Annotated in this window: 19 protein-coding genes; 10 read left to right on the top strand and 9 right to left on the bottom strand. The window is 70.7% G+C overall.

What is annotated here, in order from left to right:
• Positions 1-19 precede the first annotated feature (19 nt).
• On the bottom strand, positions 20-805 hold the full coding sequence (locus ACL06G_RS14590) for an electron transfer flavoprotein subunit beta/FixA family protein (protein ID WP_412787085.1): 786 nt from the start codon (positions 803-805) through the stop codon (positions 20-22).
• A gap of 205 nt (positions 806-1,010) precedes the next feature.
• On the bottom strand, positions 1,011-1,334 hold the full coding sequence (locus ACL06G_RS14585) for a TlpA family protein disulfide reductase (RefSeq protein ID WP_412787084.1): 324 nt from the start codon (positions 1,332-1,334) through the stop codon (positions 1,011-1,013).
• Positions 1,335-1,512: 178 nt separating this feature from the next.
• Here ACL06G_RS14585 and ACL06G_RS14580 point away from each other — a divergent pair, with 178 nt between their 5' ends.
• The gene (locus ACL06G_RS14580) at positions 1,513-2,232 is read left to right on the top strand and encodes a lysophospholipid acyltransferase family protein (RefSeq protein ID WP_412835999.1); all 720 of its coding nucleotides are present in this window, start codon (positions 1,513-1,515) and stop codon (positions 2,230-2,232) included.
• Between the two features lie 57 nt (positions 2,233-2,289).
• Here the strand turns inward: ACL06G_RS14580 and ACL06G_RS14575 are convergent, their stop codons facing one another.
• From ACL06G_RS14575 to ACL06G_RS14550, 6 genes are all read right to left on the bottom strand, one after another.
• Entirely contained in the window at positions 2,290-3,648 is a 1,359-nt protein-coding gene (locus ACL06G_RS14575) for a S8 family serine peptidase (protein WP_412835998.1), read from the bottom strand.
• 86 nt (positions 3,649-3,734) lie between these two features.
• Positions 3,735-5,081 (bottom strand): hypothetical protein, encoded by a 1,347-nt coding sequence (locus ACL06G_RS14570; RefSeq protein WP_412835997.1) that lies wholly within the window; start codon positions 5,079-5,081, stop codon positions 3,735-3,737.
• 47 nt (positions 5,082-5,128) lie between these two features.
• Positions 5,129-5,449 (bottom strand): hypothetical protein, encoded by a 321-nt coding sequence (locus tag ACL06G_RS14565; protein WP_412787080.1) that lies wholly within the window; start codon positions 5,447-5,449, stop codon positions 5,129-5,131.
• A gap of 181 nt (positions 5,450-5,630) precedes the next feature.
• Positions 5,631-6,716 (bottom strand): threonine aldolase family protein, encoded by a 1,086-nt coding sequence (locus tag ACL06G_RS14560; protein WP_412835996.1) that lies wholly within the window; start codon positions 6,714-6,716, stop codon positions 5,631-5,633.
• Positions 6,713-7,480, bottom strand: a complete 768-nt coding sequence (locus ACL06G_RS14555) for an SDR family NAD(P)-dependent oxidoreductase (protein ID WP_412787078.1) — start codon at positions 7,478-7,480, stop codon at positions 6,713-6,715. Before ACL06G_RS14555 ends, ACL06G_RS14560 begins: the two co-directional genes overlap by 4 nt.
• Positions 7,481-7,546: 66 nt before the next feature.
• Positions 7,547-8,941: a DUF6421 family protein gene (locus tag ACL06G_RS14550; RefSeq protein ID WP_412787077.1), complete on the bottom strand. Its 1,395-nt coding sequence runs from the start codon at positions 8,939-8,941 to the stop codon at positions 7,547-7,549.
• A gap of 229 nt (positions 8,942-9,170) precedes the next feature.
• Between ACL06G_RS14550 and ACL06G_RS14545 the strand changes: the two genes are divergently transcribed.
• Positions 9,171-9,854 (top strand): glycerophosphodiester phosphodiesterase, encoded by a 684-nt coding sequence (locus ACL06G_RS14545; RefSeq protein WP_412787076.1) that lies wholly within the window; start codon positions 9,171-9,173, stop codon positions 9,852-9,854.
• Here the strand turns inward: ACL06G_RS14545 and ACL06G_RS14540 are convergent.
• On the bottom strand, positions 9,838-10,383 hold the full coding sequence (locus ACL06G_RS14540) for a GNAT family N-acetyltransferase (protein WP_412835995.1): 546 nt from the start codon (positions 10,381-10,383) through the stop codon (positions 9,838-9,840). The genes ACL06G_RS14545 and ACL06G_RS14540 overlap by 17 nt on opposite strands.
• A gap of 39 nt (positions 10,384-10,422) precedes the next feature.
• Between ACL06G_RS14540 and ACL06G_RS14535 the strand changes: the two genes are divergently transcribed.
• From ACL06G_RS14535 to ACL06G_RS14500, 8 genes are all read left to right on the top strand, one after another.
• Positions 10,423-10,821 carry a VOC family protein gene (locus ACL06G_RS14535; RefSeq protein WP_412787074.1) on the top strand — a complete coding sequence of 133 codons (399 nt, stop codon included), beginning with the start codon at positions 10,423-10,425 and terminating at the stop codon, positions 10,819-10,821.
• Between the two features lie 110 nt (positions 10,822-10,931).
• Positions 10,932-11,513, top strand: a complete 582-nt coding sequence (locus tag ACL06G_RS14530) for a DUF5134 domain-containing protein (RefSeq protein WP_412835994.1) — start codon at positions 10,932-10,934, stop codon at positions 11,511-11,513.
• An 85-nt stretch (positions 11,514-11,598) separates the two neighbouring features.
• Positions 11,599-12,537, top strand: coding sequence for a M56 family metallopeptidase (locus tag ACL06G_RS14525; RefSeq protein WP_412787072.1), 939 nt, complete (start codon positions 11,599-11,601; stop codon positions 12,535-12,537).
• 74 nt (positions 12,538-12,611) lie between these two features.
• A complete protein-coding gene (locus tag ACL06G_RS14520; protein WP_412787071.1) occupies positions 12,612-13,310 on the top strand; it encodes a phosphatase PAP2 family protein in 699 nt (232 codons plus the stop codon).
• 197 nt (positions 13,311-13,507) lie between these two features.
• Positions 13,508-14,155, top strand: coding sequence for a TetR/AcrR family transcriptional regulator (locus tag ACL06G_RS14515; RefSeq protein ID WP_412787070.1), 648 nt, complete (start codon positions 13,508-13,510; stop codon positions 14,153-14,155).
• A 169-nt stretch (positions 14,156-14,324) separates the two neighbouring features.
• Complete coding sequence (locus tag ACL06G_RS14510; RefSeq protein WP_412835993.1) at positions 14,325-15,434, top strand: WD40/YVTN/BNR-like repeat-containing protein; 1,110 nt, start codon at positions 14,325-14,327, stop codon at positions 15,432-15,434.
• Positions 15,435-15,515: 81 nt separating this feature from the next.
• A complete protein-coding gene (locus tag ACL06G_RS14505; RefSeq protein WP_412787068.1) occupies positions 15,516-16,193 on the top strand; it encodes a uracil-DNA glycosylase in 678 nt (225 codons plus the stop codon).
• On the top strand, positions 16,190-17,209 hold the full coding sequence (locus tag ACL06G_RS14500; RefSeq protein ID WP_412787067.1) for an N-acetylglucosamine kinase: 1,020 nt from the start codon (positions 16,190-16,192) through the stop codon (positions 17,207-17,209). The genes ACL06G_RS14505 and ACL06G_RS14500 overlap by 4 nt, the downstream gene beginning before the upstream one ends.
• The last annotated feature ends 39 nt before the right edge of the window (positions 17,210-17,248 follow it).

Below are 17,248 nucleotides of genomic sequence, written 5' to 3'. Positions count from 1 at the left end.
GTAGCGGCGTCGGGGCGAATCAGACGAACTTCTGCTCCGCCAGGAAGTCGGCGAGCTGCTTGCCGCCCTCGCCCTCGTCCTTGACCACGGTGCCGGCGGTGCGGGCCGGGCGCTCCTTGGCCTCGTCGACCTTCGTCCAGGCGCCCTCGAGTCCGACCTCCTCGGCCTCGATGTCGAGGTCGTCCAGATCGAGGGACTCCACCGGCTTCTTCTTGGCCGCCATGATGCCCTTGAAGGACGGGTAGCGGGCCTCGCCGGACAGGTCGGTCACCGACACCACGGCGGGCAGGGTCGCCTCCAGGTGCTCGGTGGCGGCGTCGCCGTCGCGGCGACCGGTGGCCTTGCCGTCCTCGACGGAGACCTCCGACAGGAGGGTCATCTGCGGCACGCCCAGGCGCTCCGCGATCATCGCGGGGAGCACACCCATGGTTCCGTCGGTGGAGGCCATGCCGCACACGACAAGGTCGTAGCCGGTCTTCTCGATCGCCTTGGCCAGCACGACGGACGTGCCCAGGGCGTCGGTGCCGTGCAGGTCGTCGTCCTCGACGTGCACCGCCTTGTCGGCGCCCATCGACAACGCCTTGCGCAGGGCGTCGTTGGCGTCCTCCGGGCCGACCGTCAGCACCGTGACCTCGGCGTCGTCGGCATTGTCAGCAATCTGCAGGGCCTGTTCCACGGCGTACTCGTCGAGCTCCGAGAGCAGGCCGTCAACCGACTCGCGGTCGGTGGTCAGGTCCTCGGCGAAGTGCCGGTCGCCGGTGGCGTCGGGCACGTACTTCACACAGACAACGATCCTCAGGCTCACGCCGGCTCTCCTACTGCATCGTCTCTAGCGCATCTCCGGCCGGCCGCGCCGACCGCATCCAGCTTAGTACGGGGTTGACACACGTTATTACTCGCCAGTACATCGATCATGTACCCCTGGGGCAAGGACGTCGAACTGTGACGTTCCCAACGCACGGTGCACCGGCGATCCCGTGGCCACTCAATCACGCCGCCCGTGGAACCGCTCAGCCGACGGCACGGCCCAGCGCGGCGATCACATCCGCCTTGCGGGGCAGGCCGGCGGCGCGCTGCACGACCCGGCCCGTCGCGTCGAGAACCAGCACGGTCGGCGTACCGGCGACATCCAGCTCCCGCACCAGCTCCAGCCTCGCCTCGGCATCGACGTCCACGTGAACGACCCCGTCGACCATCTCCGCGATCTCGGCGAGAATCCGCCGCGTCGCGACGCAGGGTCGGCAGAAGGCACTGGAGAACTGGACAAGGGTGGCCCGCTCGCCGAGCCGGGCCACACCCAGCACGGCCGCGGTCAACGGCTCCGTCGTACTCACGCCCTCCAGCATGCACGGCCGCCACGTGACGAGCGTCTCCGGCCCTCCGAAGGTCCCGCCGGTAGCCCTGCGCACAGCTTTGGGGCACGATTCGCGCAGGCCGGAAGTTACGTGGACGTAGGTTCCGGTGCACAGAAGGACAACATCATCGCCCTCGCACGGCGAGAAGGGTTCCCGCATGCCAGAGCTCGTGTATCCGCCGGTGATCGGCGTGGCCCGCACCTTCTTCAAGGCGCTCGACCTGCGCTTCGACATCCGCGGCACCGAGCACGTACCGCGGCAGGGAGGTGCGGTCCTGGTCAGCAATCACATCGGATACCTGGACTTCGTCTTCACCGGCCTGACCGCCCTGCCCGCGAAGCGGCTGGTGCGTTTCATGGCCAAGGAGTCCGTGTTCCGGCACAAGGTGTCCGGTCCGTTGATGCGCGCGATGAAGCACATACCGGTCGACCGGGCACAGGGCGAGCACGCCTACCGGCACGCGCTCACCGCACTGCGGAACGGTGAAGTCGTCGGAGTCTTCCCGGAAGCGACGATCTCCCCGTCGTTCACCCTGAAGAACTTCAAGACCGGAGCCGCACGGCTGGCCCAGGACGCCGGCGTCCCTCTGGTGCCGATGGCCCTGTGGGGCACCCAGCGCCTGTGGACGAAGGGCCACAAGAGGGACTTCGGGCGCAACCACTTCCCGATCACCATCCGGGTCGGCGAGCCGCTGCTGCCACGCGCGGGCGAACTGGCGTCGGCGGTGACGGAACGGCTCCGCGAACGGGTCGACGGCCTGCTGGAGGCCGCGCAGCGCGCCTACCCCGGCACCCCCCGGAACGCGGACGACACCTGGTGGCTGCCCGCCCACCTCGGCGGTACGGCGCCTGCGGCGCCACCGGCGCGGGAGACCTGAGCAGCAAAACAGCGATCCGGCCCCGCTCCGTCGTGGGAGCGGGGCCGGCTGGTGGAGTCACCTCTGGGGCGGCTGCTGCGGCGGAGTCGCGGGATACCCCTGCGGCGGCGGGGTCCCGTAGGGCCCGTGCTGGGGCTGCGGCGGGGCCCCGTAGGGCCCGGCAGCGCCATAGGGCGGCGCCTGCGCCTGTCCGGGCATCGGGTACGGGTGAGCCGGACCACCCGTACCCCCGGGGCCGCCGCCCGGCCAACCGCTCCGGTTGCGCTTGCGCCTGCGACGTACCACCAGGAAGACGATCAGGGCAATCAGCAGCAGACCCATGACGCCGATCACCGACCAGGCGATGAACGCCTTTCTGTCGGCCTGCTTCTGCAGCCTGGCTCCCTCCGCGCGCTTCTCCTCCGCCCGCTGTTTGTCCTTGGTCGCCCGAGGCACGGACAGCGGCCCGTACTCCGACCCCTTCGGCACATCTGCACGCAGGGCTTCAAGGGGCCGGATCACGCCGTAGCCGTACTGCTCGTCCGGCACCTCGCCCCCTTCGGCCGACGCCGGCAACCGAGCCGTCTCCGTCAGCCGATTGACGATCTGCCCTGCAGTCAGATCCGGGAACTTCGCCTTGAGGAGAGCGACACTGGCGGAGACGTAGGCGGTAGAGGCCGACGTTCCGGTCCCGATCCCGTATCCGTTGAGATCTTCCGGGCTGGCCGCATTCACCACATCTACTGCAGGAGCACTCAGCAGTGTTTGCTCACCCCGATTGGAGCCAGACCAGAACGAACCCTGTTCGTTTGTGCCGCTGACGGCAACAACTCCATCATAAGCCGCAGGATAACCTACTTCCCCACCGTCATTTCCGGTTCCTGCAACAACTGGGATGCCGTGCTGAAGAGCATACGCAATGGCCTCGGACTCCTTGTGAGGAGCTAGGGCACGGTCCTGCTTCTGGGAAATGTTGATGACAGTCGCACCATGGTCGACGGCGTATCGAATCGATTCGGCGTAGCCGTCATTCCCGTAGCCCTGATCCCGGATGGGAAGGATCTTGGCTTCGGGTGCCAGCCCCATCACTCCGTCCGCACCATCAGGGCCATGTCCATGGCCAGCGATGACTGACGCAATACCAGTACCGTGCGAGTCTCCGGCTTCCGGGTCCGGATCGCCGCCATCGACGAAATCCTTACCCGTCAGGATGCTTCCCTTGAGGTCGGGATGGTCAGCCTTGACCCCATCATCGATCACAGCAACGACCTGGCCCGCACCCCTCGACTCACTCCAGAGTGACTCCGCCTTGAGCGTCCGCAGCGGCCACTGCGCGTCTCTGACATCGTCGGCAGCGCTTGGAGATGCTGGAATCAGGACCAGCGCTCCCACAAGCAGTGTGGTGCTTATGGCGCGCAAGTTTCGCCTGACGCCCATCAGTCGAGCCTCTTTCCTTGCCAGAAGGGTTCTTTATCGAACGCCGTGATCATATCTGTGGCCACTACCGCTCCCCCGGATTCGTCTCAGTCGACAGTTGGCGGAGTATCCTTCCTCCCCTTGGGCATCCAGGTCTCTTCGTCTTCGATTAGATAGTCGGGCCGCTGCTGATCGTCACTGCTCTCGGTGTTCTTCTTCCGCGCGTTCCCGGTCGGAGCGGCTCCCCCTCGGTGCAAGGGTGCCTTCCTGCCACGCTGACCCGCTTGAGTGCCTCCACGGCTCGAGTGAAGCCCCTGTCCACCTTGACGGCCCGCTACGCCTTTCGTTGCAGGGGTTCCGGACTTGCCACCACGTTGGCGTGCCAAGGGACCGCCTCCACTGCGACCGGAAGCTTCGCGGCCCGCTCCCGCACCGGAAGGCCCACTCCTGCCGGAGGCCGGTCCGCCCGCGCGTGTTGCTCCTCCGGCAGCACCTCGATTTCCTGAGGCACGCCCCACGAGGCCCGGGCCACCAGGCGTTTCGTTCACCGGCCCACCTCCGGGACCACCTCCCACAGGCGCGCCGCGACCTGTACCCACTGGGCCGTCCGTCGGTGCTATCAGCCCACTGCCTGGGAGACGATCCAGTCTGGTACGCGTCGCAGGAAGCGAATCACTCGGTGTTGTTGACCCATGACCGGGAGAGTCGGACGAGATGCCGCTCCCTCCAGGAGCCACGATCACCGGGACAGGAGCTATCCCTCCCGGTTCGCCTGGGTAGTCCTCGTCGCCCATGATTTGGGCCTTCCGCTTCTCCCACGACCCCATGGTCTTCGACTGCGAGCTGTAGGCGAGCGCCAGATCCTCCATCAGTGCGGCGGTTCTGAGCTGTTCCTCCCGTCCCGCCGAGAGGTCGTCGTGATGGTTCTCCAGGGCGTTCCGCGCGCCCTGGTTGTTCTGGATCTCGCCCCGCCACTTCGAGTCGTCCCGGGTGAGCCCGTCACCGAGGGAGTTCATGGCGCTGTCGAGGCTGTCGGGCTTCTCGATGGCATCGACCTGGGGCTTGATGTCCTGCAACCGCTTGCCTGCGTTGCGCATGGCGACAGAGGTGTGGCCCGCGTACGTGGCGCAGTCAGCGATCTGCTTGCTGATCTTGCGGGCCTTCTTGGCGAACTCGTCGGCGGATGCACCCTCCCAGTGCGCCAGGACGTGCTGGACCGCCTTGTCGAAGTCGCCCTTGATGCTGCCTCCGCCACTCACCAGGAGATCGTGAAGACTCTCCCAGGCGTCTGCGACGCCCAGGACCGCCTCCGGCTTGGCGCCGGCCATCATGGCTTTCATGGAGTCGATGGTGTGCGAGGTGGCGAACGGTGTGATCACCTCGCCGGGGAAGCACATGTTCGCTTCCTCGTACTGCTCGCTGAACTCCGCGTGGTCCCCGCCCTTGCCGCTCATGGCTCGCGTCGCCCCCCCTGTTTCTGCTTGTTCCTGACGCCGCACGCTCACGACTGGCCGCTGTCCATACCGTGCTTGGCCTCGAACTCTGCGTTCTGGTAGTTGCCGTGCACCTTCTTGGCGTTCGTCCCGAAGTCGGCGATGACGTCGTTGATGACCCGCACGATCTCCTCGATGTGCGATTTCATCTCCCCGTGCGCCGAGGCGAGTTCTTCCGCTTCGGCGAAGCCGCTGCCTCCCAGTGCCCCTTCGGGGAGGAAGGTGTTGTACTTGCTCTTCGACGTCGCTTCACCCATGGCCGTCGTCACTCGGCCCAACTTGCGTACTGTCTCCTCGAGTTCGCTGAGGTCGACCCGCATCTCACCCACTGCGGCGCTCTCCCCGTTCTCCGTCTTCTGCGCTTCAGTCCGGACGGCCGAACCCACGACCGCCCGTCCCCCATCATGATCGGACGCATCTCAGGATGCCACCGTCCTCCCCCTTTCACGCAGTGCCCCCGTCCTCTCGGGAGGGGACGGGGGCAGTGGCGGGACGGCGAACGTCGACGGTTCAGCGGGAGGCGGCCATCTCCTGGCGCAGTGCCTCGACGAAGGCGTCGACGTCGTCGGGCGCGGTGTCGAAGCTGCACATCCACCGCACGTCACCGGCTGCTTCGTCCCAGAAGTAGAACCGGAAGCGCTTCTGCAGGCGTTCGCTGACGTCGTGCGGCAGTCGGGCGAATACCGCGTTGGCCTGGACCGGGTAGAGGATCTCCACGCCGGGGACGGAGCGCACACCGGCGGCCAGTCGCTGGGCCATGGTGTTCGCGTGCCGGGCGCTGCGCAGCCACAGGTCGCGGGAGAGCAGCGCCTCCAACTGCACTGATACGAAACGCATCTTGGATGCCAGTTGCATCGAGAGCTTGCGCAGGTGCTTCATGGCGCGTACGGAGCCCGGGTCGAGCACGACGACGGCCTCGCCGAACAGCATCCCGTTCTTCGTGCCGCCGAAGGAGACGACGTCCACCCCTGCCGCGTAGGTGAAGGCACGCATCGGCACGTCGAGCGCCGCTGCGGCGTTCGCGATGCGGGCGCCGTCGAGGTGGACCTTCATGCCCCGCTCGTGGGCGTGATCGCAGATCGCCCGTATCTCCTCGGGCGTGTAGAGCGTGCCGAGTTCGGTGTTCTGCGTGATCGAGACCACCTGCGGCATGGCCCGGTGCTCGTCGTCCCAGCCGAAGGCTTCGCGGTCGATGAGTTCGGGTGTGAGCTTGCCGTCCTCGGTGGGAACCGTGAGCAGCTTCAGGCCGCCGACCCGTTCGGGCGCCCCGCACTCGTCGACGTTGATGTGTGCGGTCTCCGCACAGATCACCGCACCCCAGCGGTCGGTGAGTGCCTGGAGCGACACCACGTTGGCGCCCGTCCCGTTGAAGACCGGGAAGGTCTCGGCGTAGGGGCCGAAGTGCGAACGCATCACGTGCTGCAGGTGTGCCGTGTAGACGTCGCCCCCGTAGGCGGTCTGGTGCCCCTCGTTGGCGAGCGCGAGGGCGGCGAGGATCTCGGGGTGGGCGCCCGCGTAGTTGTCGCTGGCGAATCCGCGCACCTCGGGGTCGTGGTGCCGCTTGGCGTCCGTCGCCGCTCTCGCGGAGGGCGTCACGGCTGGGGTGTGAGCCACAGGCGCTGTCCGTTCACTTCCTCGGTCGACTTGTTCCAGGTCCCGGCGATCTCCTCGGCCAGGTCGCGGACATCGGTGAACGTCTTGAACTTGGCGTTCGGCCGTTCCTTGCGCATCTGGTCGTTCACCAGGGCCTTGACAACCAGGATCGCAGCCGCGGCGGGCGGCGGGGCGTCGCCCCCCGCCTTGCGGAAGGCGTCGGCCAGCGCCAGGGTCCAGGCTTCGGCGGCGGCCTTGGAAGCGGAGTAGGCCGCATTGCCCGCGGTCGGCCTGCTCGCGCCCGCTGCGCTGATCAGCAGGTAGCGGCCGTTGCGGCTGCGCTCCAGCGCTCCCTGGAAGGCCAGGGTCGTGTGCTGCACCGTGCGTATGAGCAGGTCGTGCAGGGTGTCCCAGTCACCGAGGTCGGTCTCGGCGAAGGTGGCGGAGCCGCGCCAGCCGCCCACGAGGTGCACCAGGCCGTCGATGCGGCCGAACTCCTTCTCGGTGCGTGCGGCCCACTCCCGTGTGGCGGCCAGGTCGAGCAGGTCGACCGTGTCACCGGTGACGGTGGCACCGCCGTGGGCGAAACGGGCGGCGTCCACGGCCTCGGCGAGGCGCTGCGGGTCGGCGTCCGCGGCCACCACGGTGGCTCCCGCCTCCGCGAGCCTCAGCAGTGCGGCCTGTCCGGCGGGTCCAGCCGCGCCGGCGACGGCGACGACCGCGCCGTCCAGTCGGTGGTCACCGCCCGGGGTGTTGCGTTCGGTCATGGTCGTCGCCTTTCCTGTGCTGCGCCGTCGTGGGCCGTGCGCCCGTCGTGTTCCCGCTCGTACCGGTCAGGCGGCGAGAGTCGTGGACTCGGCGGTGATGCCCTTGGTAGATGCGATCACACTGCGCAGCTTCTTGCGAAGTGCCTCGTAGAACATGCTGAGCGGAAACTCGTCGGGGAGCACGTCGTCGACGAGCTTCCTCGGCGGCAGCGACAGGTCGAGTGCGTCGGGGCCCTTCGCCCACGTGGAACCGGGGTGGGGAGCGAGGTAGGTGGAAACCAGCTCGTACGCCTTGAACCAGTGGACGATCTTCGGCCGGTCGATGCCGTCCCGGTAGAGCTTCTCTATCTCTCCGCGCAGTGCCACGGTGACCTCGCGCGCCCGGTCCCAGTCGACGGTGAGCTTGTTGTCCGTCCACCGCAGCGCGTCGTGCTTGTGCAGGTAGGAGAAGAGGAGCTGGCCGCCGAGGCCGTCGTAGTTGCGGTTGCGCTCACCGGTCACGGGGAAGCGGAACAGGCGGTCCAGCAGCATCGTGTACTGCACGTCGCGGCCCTGCGGGTAGCCGTCCGCCTCGAGCTTGACGCCCTCGCCGAAGGCGGTGAGGTCGCAGCGGAGCTCCTCCAGGCCGTACATCCAGAACGGCTGGCGCTGCTTGATCATGAAGGGGTCGAACGGCAGGTCGCCGTGGCTGTGGGTGCGGTCGTGGATCATGTCCCACAGCACGAACGCCTCCTGGCAGCGCTGCTGGTCGGTGACCAGTCCGCGGGCGTCCTCGGGGAGTTCCAGGCTGGTGACGTCGCAGGCGGCATCGACGACCCGCCGGAAGCGGGCAGCCTCGCGGTCGCAGAAGATGCCGCCCCAGCTGAACCGCTCGGGGGCTTCGCGCACGGCGATGGTCTCGGGGAAGAGCACCGCCGAATTGGTGTCGTAACCGGCGGTGAAGTCCTCGAAGGTGATGCCGCAGAACAGCGGGTTGTCGTAGCGGGTGCGCTCCAGTTCGGAGAGCCAGTCCGGCCAGACCATGCGCAGCACGACGGCCTCGAGGTTGCGGTCCGGGTTGCCGTTCTGCGTGTACATCGGGAAGACGACAAGGTGCTGCAGTCCGTCGGCGCGCTGCTGGGCGGGCTGGAAGGCCAGCAGCGAGTCCAGGAAGTCCGGCACGCCGTAGCCCTCGGCGGCCCAGCGGCGGAGGTCCTCGGTGAGGGCGCCGAGGTACGCGGCGTCGTGCGGCAGCAGCGGCGCGAGTTCCCCGACGGCGGTCACCAGACGGTCGAGCTCGGCGTCCACGTCGGCGCGGGCGGGGGCCTCCTCGGCGTCGAAGTCGATCGAGCCGTCGGCGGACTGGGCGGGGCGCAGGGCCTCCACCGCCTGCTTCACGGCGGGCCAGGCGGGGTGGTCCACCACCCGGCCCGCGGACGCACGGGGGCCATCCACGTCGCTGGGCGAAAGAATTTCCGTCATGACCGGACCTCCACGGGAGAAAATCGCGTATGAGTACGGTAGCGAGAGAAGGTCGCCCACTCAAGTGGCGATCATGAAAATTCTCTTGTCGTACCCCTTCTCGACCGGCGTTCTTCCGGCGGGCTTCACCCTTCCGGGGTGCAGTGGCATGGCCGGGTAACCCCAGCTCCGGCCGCTACTCTGGGCCGACAGACCGCGCCCGGCCACCGCAGGAAGCGAGAGCGTTCACGTGCCCATGCTCACAGTCGGACACCGGGGCCTGATGGCCGTCGAACCCGAGAACACGCTGCGGTCCTTCCGCCGGGCCGAGCAGGAGGGCGTCGACGTCGTCGAGCTCGATCTGCACCTGAGCAGCGACGGGGCCCTGGTGGTGATGCACGACGCCGAAGTGGATCGCACGACGGACGGCTCCGGACCCATCGCCTCGCACACGCTGGAGGCCCTGCGCGCCCTGGACGCGGGTGGAGGAGAACGGATCCCGGTGTTCGAGGAGGTCGTCGAGGCCGTCGCGTCACCGCTGCAGGCCGAGATCAAGGACGCCGCGGCGGCACGGGTGCTCGCGCGGGTGATCGCCGACCGGGACCTGCACGACAGGGTCACCGTGATCTCCTTCCACGACGACGCGCTGCGGGAGACGCGGGAACTGCTGCCGGAGACGCCACTGGCACTGGTGGCCGGGAAGTCCTCGCCCACTGCTCCGGAGCGGGCCCGGGACCTGGGTGCCGCGATGGTGTCGCTGGAGCTGTGCCACGCCGACGCGGACACCGTCAAGCGGTGCCATGCGGCCGGGATCCAGGTCATCAGCTGGACGGTGAACACGCCCGAGGACCTGGCACGCGCCCGGGAACTCGACCTCGACGGCGTGGTGACCGACACCCCCGCGGTGCTGACCAGGGTCAGGACAACTGTTTGACCAGCAACTCGAAGGCGAGGTCGTCCCGCCGCGGCACGCCGAAGCGTTCGTCGCCGTAGGGGAACGGGCTCAGCTCCCCGGTCCGGGTGTAGCCGCGGCGGGCGTACCAGGCGATGAGGTCCTCGCGCTGGACGATCACCGTCATCCGCATCTCGGGAAGCTCCCACTCGTCCCGCGCGACCCGCTCCGCCTCGGCAAGCACCCGCCGTCCGAGGCCCGCGCCCTGGAGGCCGGGCCGAACCGCGAACATGCCGAAGTAGGCGTGCCCCTCCCTGCGCTCCACCTGGCAGCAGGCGACGACCTCCCCGCCGTGTTCGGCGACGAGCATCCGGCCGTGCGGATCCGCTACGACCGCCGCCACACCCGCGGGATCGGTGCGCTGCCCGTCCAGCAGATCGGCCTCCGTGGTCCAGCCGTCACGACTGCTGTCCCCCCGGTACGCAGATTCGACGAGCGCCACGAGGGCCGGCACGTCCGCCTCACCGGCGCTGCGGAAGTCGAGGTCGGTGCTGATCCGGGCAGTCTCCATGGGCTGGAGCCTAGCCGTCCCCGGCTATCGTCGGGGTGCATGGTCCATGTTCTGAGCAGCCGGACCCTGCTCCGGCCCACCGACCCCGAGAGGTCCCGCGCCTTCTACGGCGGCACGCTCGGGCTCTCCGTCGCCCGCGAGTTCGGCACCGGCCCGGACCGCGGAACGGTGTACTTCCTCGGCGGCGGCTATCTGGAGGTGTCCGGCCGCGCCCCGCATCCCACGCGACCGGGACTGCGCCTGTGGCTGCAGGTGGCCGACGCGGAAGCCGCACACCGCGAACTGCGCGACGCGGGAGCGCCGGTACTGCGGCCGCCCGTCCGCGAGCCGTGGGGCCTGGTCGAGATGTGGCTCGCCGACCCGGACGGCGTCGAGATCTGCCTGGTGGAGGTTCCCGCCGACCACCCGATGCGCTACCGGCCGGGCATCGGACCGTAGACGCTCTCCCGCTCCTCCGCTCTCCTTCCGCGCTCCCGTGCGCCCCCGTGCCGGAGCGTCACCGCGGGCAGCCTCCGTCGGAGGGAGGGACCGAGGAGAGGGAGAGCGCCGTGCACGGACCGCCGCTGGTCGGCTGGCTGCTCGCGCTGGTCTGTGCGGGGACGGGCGCCTACTGTCTGGCCACTCGGGGACGGGCCACGGCCGAGGCGCGGGAGACCGCCCGGATGGAGGCGGCGATGGGTCTGGGGATGGCCCTGATGGCGCTGCCGGGCGCGGCCGGCGTGCTGCCCTCCGGCACCTTTCTGTTCCTCTTCGGGACTCTGACCGTGTGGGGTGTTGCCATGGTGGTCCGGGCGCTGCCCGCGGCGGGCGGCCGGGGGGCACACCTGCGTCACGGTCTGCACCACACGCTGGAGTCGCTCGCGATGGTCTACATGGCGGTGGTGATGCTCGGGTCCGGGTCCACGATGCCCCACACCCACCACGCCGCGGGCGGCATACCGGTGCTGACGGGTGTCCTGCTGGTGTACTTCGCCGTTTTCGCACTCCGGACCGGCGGCCGGCTGATCCCACTCGCTCCACCGGGTGTCCCCGGCACGGCCGCTGCGACCGGGGGTGACCTCCCGGTGCCCGCCGACGCCTGCCGCCTGACACTGGCACTGGGTTCGTTCACCATGCTGCTGGGCTTGTGAACCACCCCCGCACGCGGCGTGAGGTGTGCGTCACTTCGCGCGCCACGACGTACCCCCGCGGTCGGCTGCGCCATAGGCTGAGGCCATGTTGGTCCCGCTCGCGCTGCTGGTCCTGGGAGCGTCGGCCGCCGTCGCGGCCCCGCGCATCCTGACACGGTCCTCGTGGCCGGACCGGGAACCGGTGCTCGCCCTGTGGGTGTGGCAGTGCGCGATCGCGGGCGTCCTGCTCTCCTGCGTGCTCGCCATGGCCCTCTCCGCCGCCGCGGCCTGGCAGGCCGTACGGGACCACGTGTTCGCACCGGCGCCCGCCGGAGTGCGGGAGGCCTACGGCCTGGGGGCCTGGGACAGCTGGGCAGGTCTGCTCGCCGTGCTGCTGGCGTGCGGCGGTGCCTGGACGGGAGCGATGCTGCTCCGCGAGGTCCGCGACACACGCATCCGGCACCGGCGCCGCCGCCGGGAGCTGCGGGACCGGGCACCCCGGTTGCCCGGTGAGGAGTCGGGAGCGCAGGGCCCGCTCGTCGTCCTGGAGAACGACCGCCCCGACGCCTGGTGGCTGCCCGGAACGCCGCCCCGGCTGGTCATCACCAGCGGAGCCCTCCGACGGCTCGGGGGACGGCAGTTGGACGCGGTCCTGGCACACGAGCAGGGGCATGCCCGGGCCCGCCACGACTGGCTGGTGCATTGTTGCGACGCCCTCGCCGCAGGGTTCCCCCGCGTTCCCGTCTTCGCCGCGTTCCGCGACCAGGTCCACCGGCTCGTCGAACTCGCCGCCGACGATTGCGCGTCGCGTGCCCACGGACGCCTGACCACCGCCCTGGCGCTGGTGGAACTCAACGAGGACCGGGGCGTGTTCGGGCCGACCCCCACGCCGCGCGCCGTGCTTCCGGACCGGGTGCAGCGGCTGCTCGACCCGAGGCCCCGCCTGTCGGTGGCGCGCAGGGTCCGCACGGGTGCCGCGGCCTCTCTGGTGCCACTGGTTCCGCTGGTCGTCGCCTTCGTGCCGGGTCTCAGCGCGCTGCGCTGAGACCCGGCACGAAGGCCGCTGCACGGTCCGCCCCTGTCGGGCGGTGCGCTCCCGTGTGCGCGAGGATCGTCGGCATGCCCGACGCCTCCGGTACTCCCCCGTCCGCGCACGCCGGTGAACGGCGGCTGTCGAACGCCCCGTGGTGGTGGGCGTCGATCGCCGGACTGTCCGGCGTGCTGGTGATCGTGCTCGTAGTGGCCGGTGCGCCTTCGGTGCTGTCGTTGGACGGCCGGGTCGCGCGGGCCCTGCACCGTGCCGCGCTCGCCGATCCCGGCTGGACGTCGACGGCCCGCGTCCTGACCGACTGGGTGTGGTCCCCGACCACCATGCGGCTGCTCGCCGCCGCGGCCTGCGTGATCCTGTGGCGACGCGGAGGACGGGCACCGGCGTTCCTGGCGTTGCTGACCGTCCTGGTCGGGGCCTTGGTGCAGCAAGGGCTGAAGGCCGCCGTGGACCGGCCGCGCCCCGCGTGGGACCGCCCGCTCGACAGCGCCCACTACGCGGCCCTGCCCTCGGGCCACGCCATGACGGCGGCGCTCGTGTGCACGCTGCTCGCATGGATCGCGTGGAGCCGTCTCACGCGGGCATCCGCCCGCTGGGCCGTTACGGTCGCCGCACTCGTGTCGGTGGTGGGGGTGTCGTGGACGCGGGTCTGGCTGGGAGTCCACTGGCTGACGGACGTCGTCGCAGGCACCGCACTGGGCGTCGCTCTGGCGTCCGCCGCCGCCGGCTGGTGGTGGGGGCTCGCGGACCGCGGCCGGGCACGGGGCTGACGCTGCGCCCGGCGCAGCGGTGCGTCGGGAGAGGTTCGGCCGAGCTGTAGGGGCGCCAGGGCCCGGTACCGGGACGATCCCCCGCGTCGCCCCGGTACCGGGTGTTTGTCAGGGCCGCTCCACCTGCCGGGGCGGGGCCCGAGTCCGGAGTTCGCTGAGTATATTGGCTGCGAGCCAGTCAACGCAGGAGTTACAGGATGTCCCCTCGGAGCGCTTCGGTCAATGAAGAGTTGCGCCGACGCTCGCGTGAGCGGTTGCTGCAGGCAACGGTGGAGCTCGTCGGCGAGCGGGGTTACGAGGCGACGACCCTCGGCGACATCGCCGACCGCGCCGGGTCGGCCCGCGGGCTGATCTCGTACTACTTCCCGGGGAAACGGCAGCTGTTCCAGTCGGCGGTGCACCGATTGATGCACCTGACACTCTCCGAGGCACTCGAGCGACCGCCCGTACCGGAGGGCGTCGCCGCCGGGAGGGAGACCTTGGCACGGGCCATCGACGCCGTACTCGGGCTGGCCCGCGACAGACCGGTGCTCATGCGGGCCCACATGGCCGGGATCCTGCAGCAGGAGGGCTTCGTCAAGTGCGACGAGCAGCGGCAGCTCGCTGCCGTCCTGCGGTCGGCCGTCGCCCGCTACGGCTCTCCCGACCCGGACGCCGACTACCCGCTGCTCCGCGCCCTGCTGATGGGGGCGGTCGTGGCCGTACTGCTGCCGGGGGCGCCCATGCCGCTGTCGCGGCTCCGCGCCGAACTGTTCGACCGCTACGGACTCGACTGGGAGTTCGGCTTCCCGCCGGAGACGGTCGCGCACGCGGCCGGAGCCGCGGGCACCTCCGCGACCCGCTGACCGCTCGCGGCCGGGAGACCCTCCGGCGCGCCCTGTGGGGCGGGCAGTGCGGCGTTCCGGACGACTGTCGGTGCACGGGTGCAGACTGCTTCCGTGTGCGCGACCGCGCGCACTCGATCGCTCCGTGCTCCCAGGTGCGGGGCGCAGACCTCCGGAGGCGAAGGCCGGTATGACGGACGTACTGCTCGCGGTGGGTACGCGCAAAGGCCTGTTCCTGGCCCGCCGGAGCGCGGAGCGGCGCGCTCGGCCGGACTGGGAGTTCGACGGTCCGCACTTCAACGCCCAGGCGGTGTATTCGGTGGCCGTCGACACCCGTCCCGCAGCAGGGCCGAGGCTGCTGGTCGGCGGTGACAGCGCGCACTGGGGCCCGTCGGTGTTCCGTTCCGACGATCTGGGAGCCACCTGGTCCGAGCCCGAGCAGCCGGCCGTCCGGTTCCCGAAGGACACCGGCGCCTCGCTGGAACGCGTGTGGCAGCTCCGGCCGGCCGGCCCGGATCAGCCGGACGTGGTGTACGCGGGGACGGAACCGGGCGCCCTGTTCCGCTCGGCCGACGGCGGCCGGAGCTTCGAACTGGTCCGGGCACTGTGGGAGCACCCGACCCGGAAGAGCTGGGTACCCGGGGGCGGCGGCCTCGGTCTGCACACGGTGCTGCCCCACCCACGGGACCCTCGCGCACTGACGGTGGCCGTTTCGACGGGCGGCGCGTACCGGACGGCCGACGGCGGGCTCTCCTGGGAGCCCTGCAACAAGGGGGTCCAGGCGGTGTTCCTCCCGGAGTCCCAGCGGTACCCCGAGTTCGGCCAGTGCGTTCACAAGATCGCCCGGGACGCCGTCGACCCGGAGCGCCTGTACCTGCAGAACCACTGGGGCGTGTACCGCACCGACGACGGCGGGGGGAGCTGGAAGTCGATCGGCGCACCCCTGCCCTCGGACTTCGGCTTCCCCGTGGTGGCGCATCCGCGCAACGGCGGCGTGGCCTACGTGTTCCCGCTGAACGCCGACTCCGACCGGGTGCCGGCGGGCCGACGCTGCCGGGTGCACCGCACGCAGGACGCGGGCGAGTCGTGGGAGGCACTGGGCACCGGGTTGCCCGAGAGCGCCCACTACGGGCCGGTGCTGCGCGACGCCATGTGCACCGACGATGCCGACCCGGCCGGGGTGTATTTCGGCAACCGCAACGGTGAGGTGTTCGCCAGCGCGGACGAGGGGGAGAGCTGGCAGCAGGTGGCGCGCCATCTTCCGGACGTACTGTGCATCCGGGCCGCGGTGATCGGCTGAACCGTCCCGCCACCGCGCCCTGTCCATGGCGGATGACGGGGAGTCGGCGGCCGCGACGGCACAGCAGTAGAGTGACCGGCCGTGGCTGCACGACCGTTGAACGAAATCGTCGAACCGGGTTGGGCCGAGGCACTGGAGCCGGTGGCCGGGCGGATCGCCGCCATGGGCGACTTCCTGCGCGCGGAGATCGCCGCGGGGCGGACCTACCTGCCCGCGGGTGAGAACGTGCTGCGCGCGTTCCAGCAACCCTTCAAGGAGGTGCGGGTCCTCGTCGTGGGCCAGGACCCGTACCCGACACCGGGCCATGCGGTGGGGCTCAGCTTCGCCGTCGCCCCGGACGTCAGTCCGGTGCCACGGAGTCTGGAGAACATCTTCCGCGAGCTGTCGAGCGATCTGAACCTGCCCCGCCCCTCCAACGGCGACCTGACTCCGTGGACGCGGCAGGGCGTCCTGCTGCTGAACCGGGCGCTGACCACCGCGCCGGGGAAGACCGCCGCGCACCGCGGGAAGGGCTGGGAAGCGGTCACCGAACAGGCCATCCGTGCGCTGGCCGCGCGCGGCGGTCCGCTGGTGGCCGTCCTGTGGGGCCGCGACGCCCGCAACCTGCGCCCGTTGCTCGGCCAGGTTCCGGCCGTGGAGTCCGCTCATCCCTCTCCGATGTCCGCGGACCGGGGCTTCTTCGGCTCCCGGCCGTTCAGCAGGGTCAACGAGCTGCTCGCCCGTCAGAGCGCGCCGCCCGTCGACTGGCGGTTGCCGTGACCGGGACCGTTCCGGGCGACTGGGTGGTGGCCGTCGACTCGGGCGGTACGGGCCTCCGGGTCGCGGTGGCACGGGCGGGCGCCGAGGACGTCGGCGCGTTGTCGGGCACGGAGCGCGCCGCGTGCGCGGAGCCGGTGCGGATCGGCCCGGAGGGCATCGACCCGCAGCATCTCGCGGCGCAGGCGGTTCCGGTGGCGCGCGACCTGTTGCGGCGCGTCGGTGCCACCGGATGCGTCGCGGCGTGCGTGGGGGCGGCGGGCATGGCGACGCTCGGCTCCGCGCTGCGCGACCGGCTGCCGCGGGAGTTCGGCCGGGAGCTCGGCGCACGGCACCTGACGCTGGCCGCCGACGCGGTGACGGCCTACACGGGTGCGCTCGGCATCGCGCGGGGCGCGGTGGTCGCGGCCGGCACGGGGATGATCGCCCTCGGCACGGACCTGCGGTCCTGGCGCCGCGCCGACGGTTGGGGGCACCTGCTGGGAGACTGCGGCGGCGGCGCCTGGATCGGACGCGCGGGGCTGGAGGCGGCACTCCGCGCCCACGACGGGCGTGAGGGCGGCTCGGCCGCGCTGCTCCGCGAGGCGGAGGCGGCCTTCGGGCCGGCCGGGGAGCTGCCCGGGCTGGTGTACCCGCGTCCGGACCGCCCCGCCGCCCTGGCCTCGTTCGCGCCGCGTGTGGCTGCCTGTGCCGCGCCGCGGAACGGGGCGGCGGAGGGCGACCCGGTGGCCCGGGAGATCCTGCGCGGAGCGGCGCGGGAGATCGCCTGCTCGACGGCCGCCGTGTGCCCGGCAGGTGAGGAGCAGCCGCCGGTCGTGGCCCTCACCGGAGGGCTGTTCCGCATCGGCGACGCGCTCCTCGGACCGCTGGAGGAGGAGCTGACCGCTCGGCTGCCGCGCGCCCGCAGAGTGCCGGCGGCCGGGGACCCGCTGGACGGAGCGCTGCTCCTCGCGGCGCTGCCCGGGGCGGCGCCGCGGGTGCCGACGGATCCCGGGTTGCTGACCGTCCACTCCGGGTAACGGCACCGCGCCCGTGCGGCGTCGTGGGGGCGCCGTTCC

The sequence above is a fragment of the Streptomyces callyspongiae genome, assembly GCF_047200695.1.
In the GTDB taxonomy this organism is placed as follows: domain Bacteria; phylum Actinomycetota; class Actinomycetes; order Streptomycetales; family Streptomycetaceae; genus Streptomyces.
The sequence above is the reverse complement of the archived record's forward strand: the minus strand, read 5'-3'. Positions and strand labels throughout refer to the sequence as shown.

Excerpts from the sequence above, each read along its gene's own strand:
- ACL06G_RS14580 (WP_412835999.1), top strand. The coding sequence starts at position 1,513 with ATGCCAGAGCTCGTGTATCCGCCGGTGATCGGCGTGGCCCGCACCTTC.
- ACL06G_RS14575 (WP_412835998.1), bottom strand. The coding sequence starts at position 3,648 with ATGGGCGTCAGGCGAAACTTGCGCGCCATAAGCACCACACTGCTTGTG.
- ACL06G_RS14570 (WP_412835997.1), bottom strand. The coding sequence starts at position 5,081 with ATGAGCGGCAAGGGCGGGGACCACGCGGAGTTCAGCGAGCAGTACGAG.
- ACL06G_RS14555 (WP_412787078.1), bottom strand. The coding sequence starts at position 7,480 with ATGACCGAACGCAACACCCCGGGCGGTGACCACCGACTGGACGGCGCG.
- ACL06G_RS14550 (WP_412787077.1), bottom strand. The coding sequence starts at position 8,941 with ATGACGGAAATTCTTTCGCCCAGCGACGTGGATGGCCCCCGTGCGTCC.
- ACL06G_RS14540 (WP_412835995.1), bottom strand. The coding sequence starts at position 10,383 with ATGGAGACTGCCCGGATCAGCACCGACCTCGACTTCCGCAGCGCCGGT.
- ACL06G_RS14535 (WP_412787074.1), top strand. The coding sequence starts at position 10,423 with ATGGTCCATGTTCTGAGCAGCCGGACCCTGCTCCGGCCCACCGACCCC.
- ACL06G_RS14525 (WP_412787072.1), top strand. The coding sequence starts at position 11,599 with ATGTTGGTCCCGCTCGCGCTGCTGGTCCTGGGAGCGTCGGCCGCCGTC.
- ACL06G_RS14520 (WP_412787071.1), top strand. The coding sequence starts at position 12,612 with ATGCCCGACGCCTCCGGTACTCCCCCGTCCGCGCACGCCGGTGAACGG.
- ACL06G_RS14515 (WP_412787070.1), top strand. The coding sequence starts at position 13,508 with ATGTCCCCTCGGAGCGCTTCGGTCAATGAAGAGTTGCGCCGACGCTCG.
- ACL06G_RS14510 (WP_412835993.1), top strand. The coding sequence starts at position 14,325 with ATGACGGACGTACTGCTCGCGGTGGGTACGCGCAAAGGCCTGTTCCTG.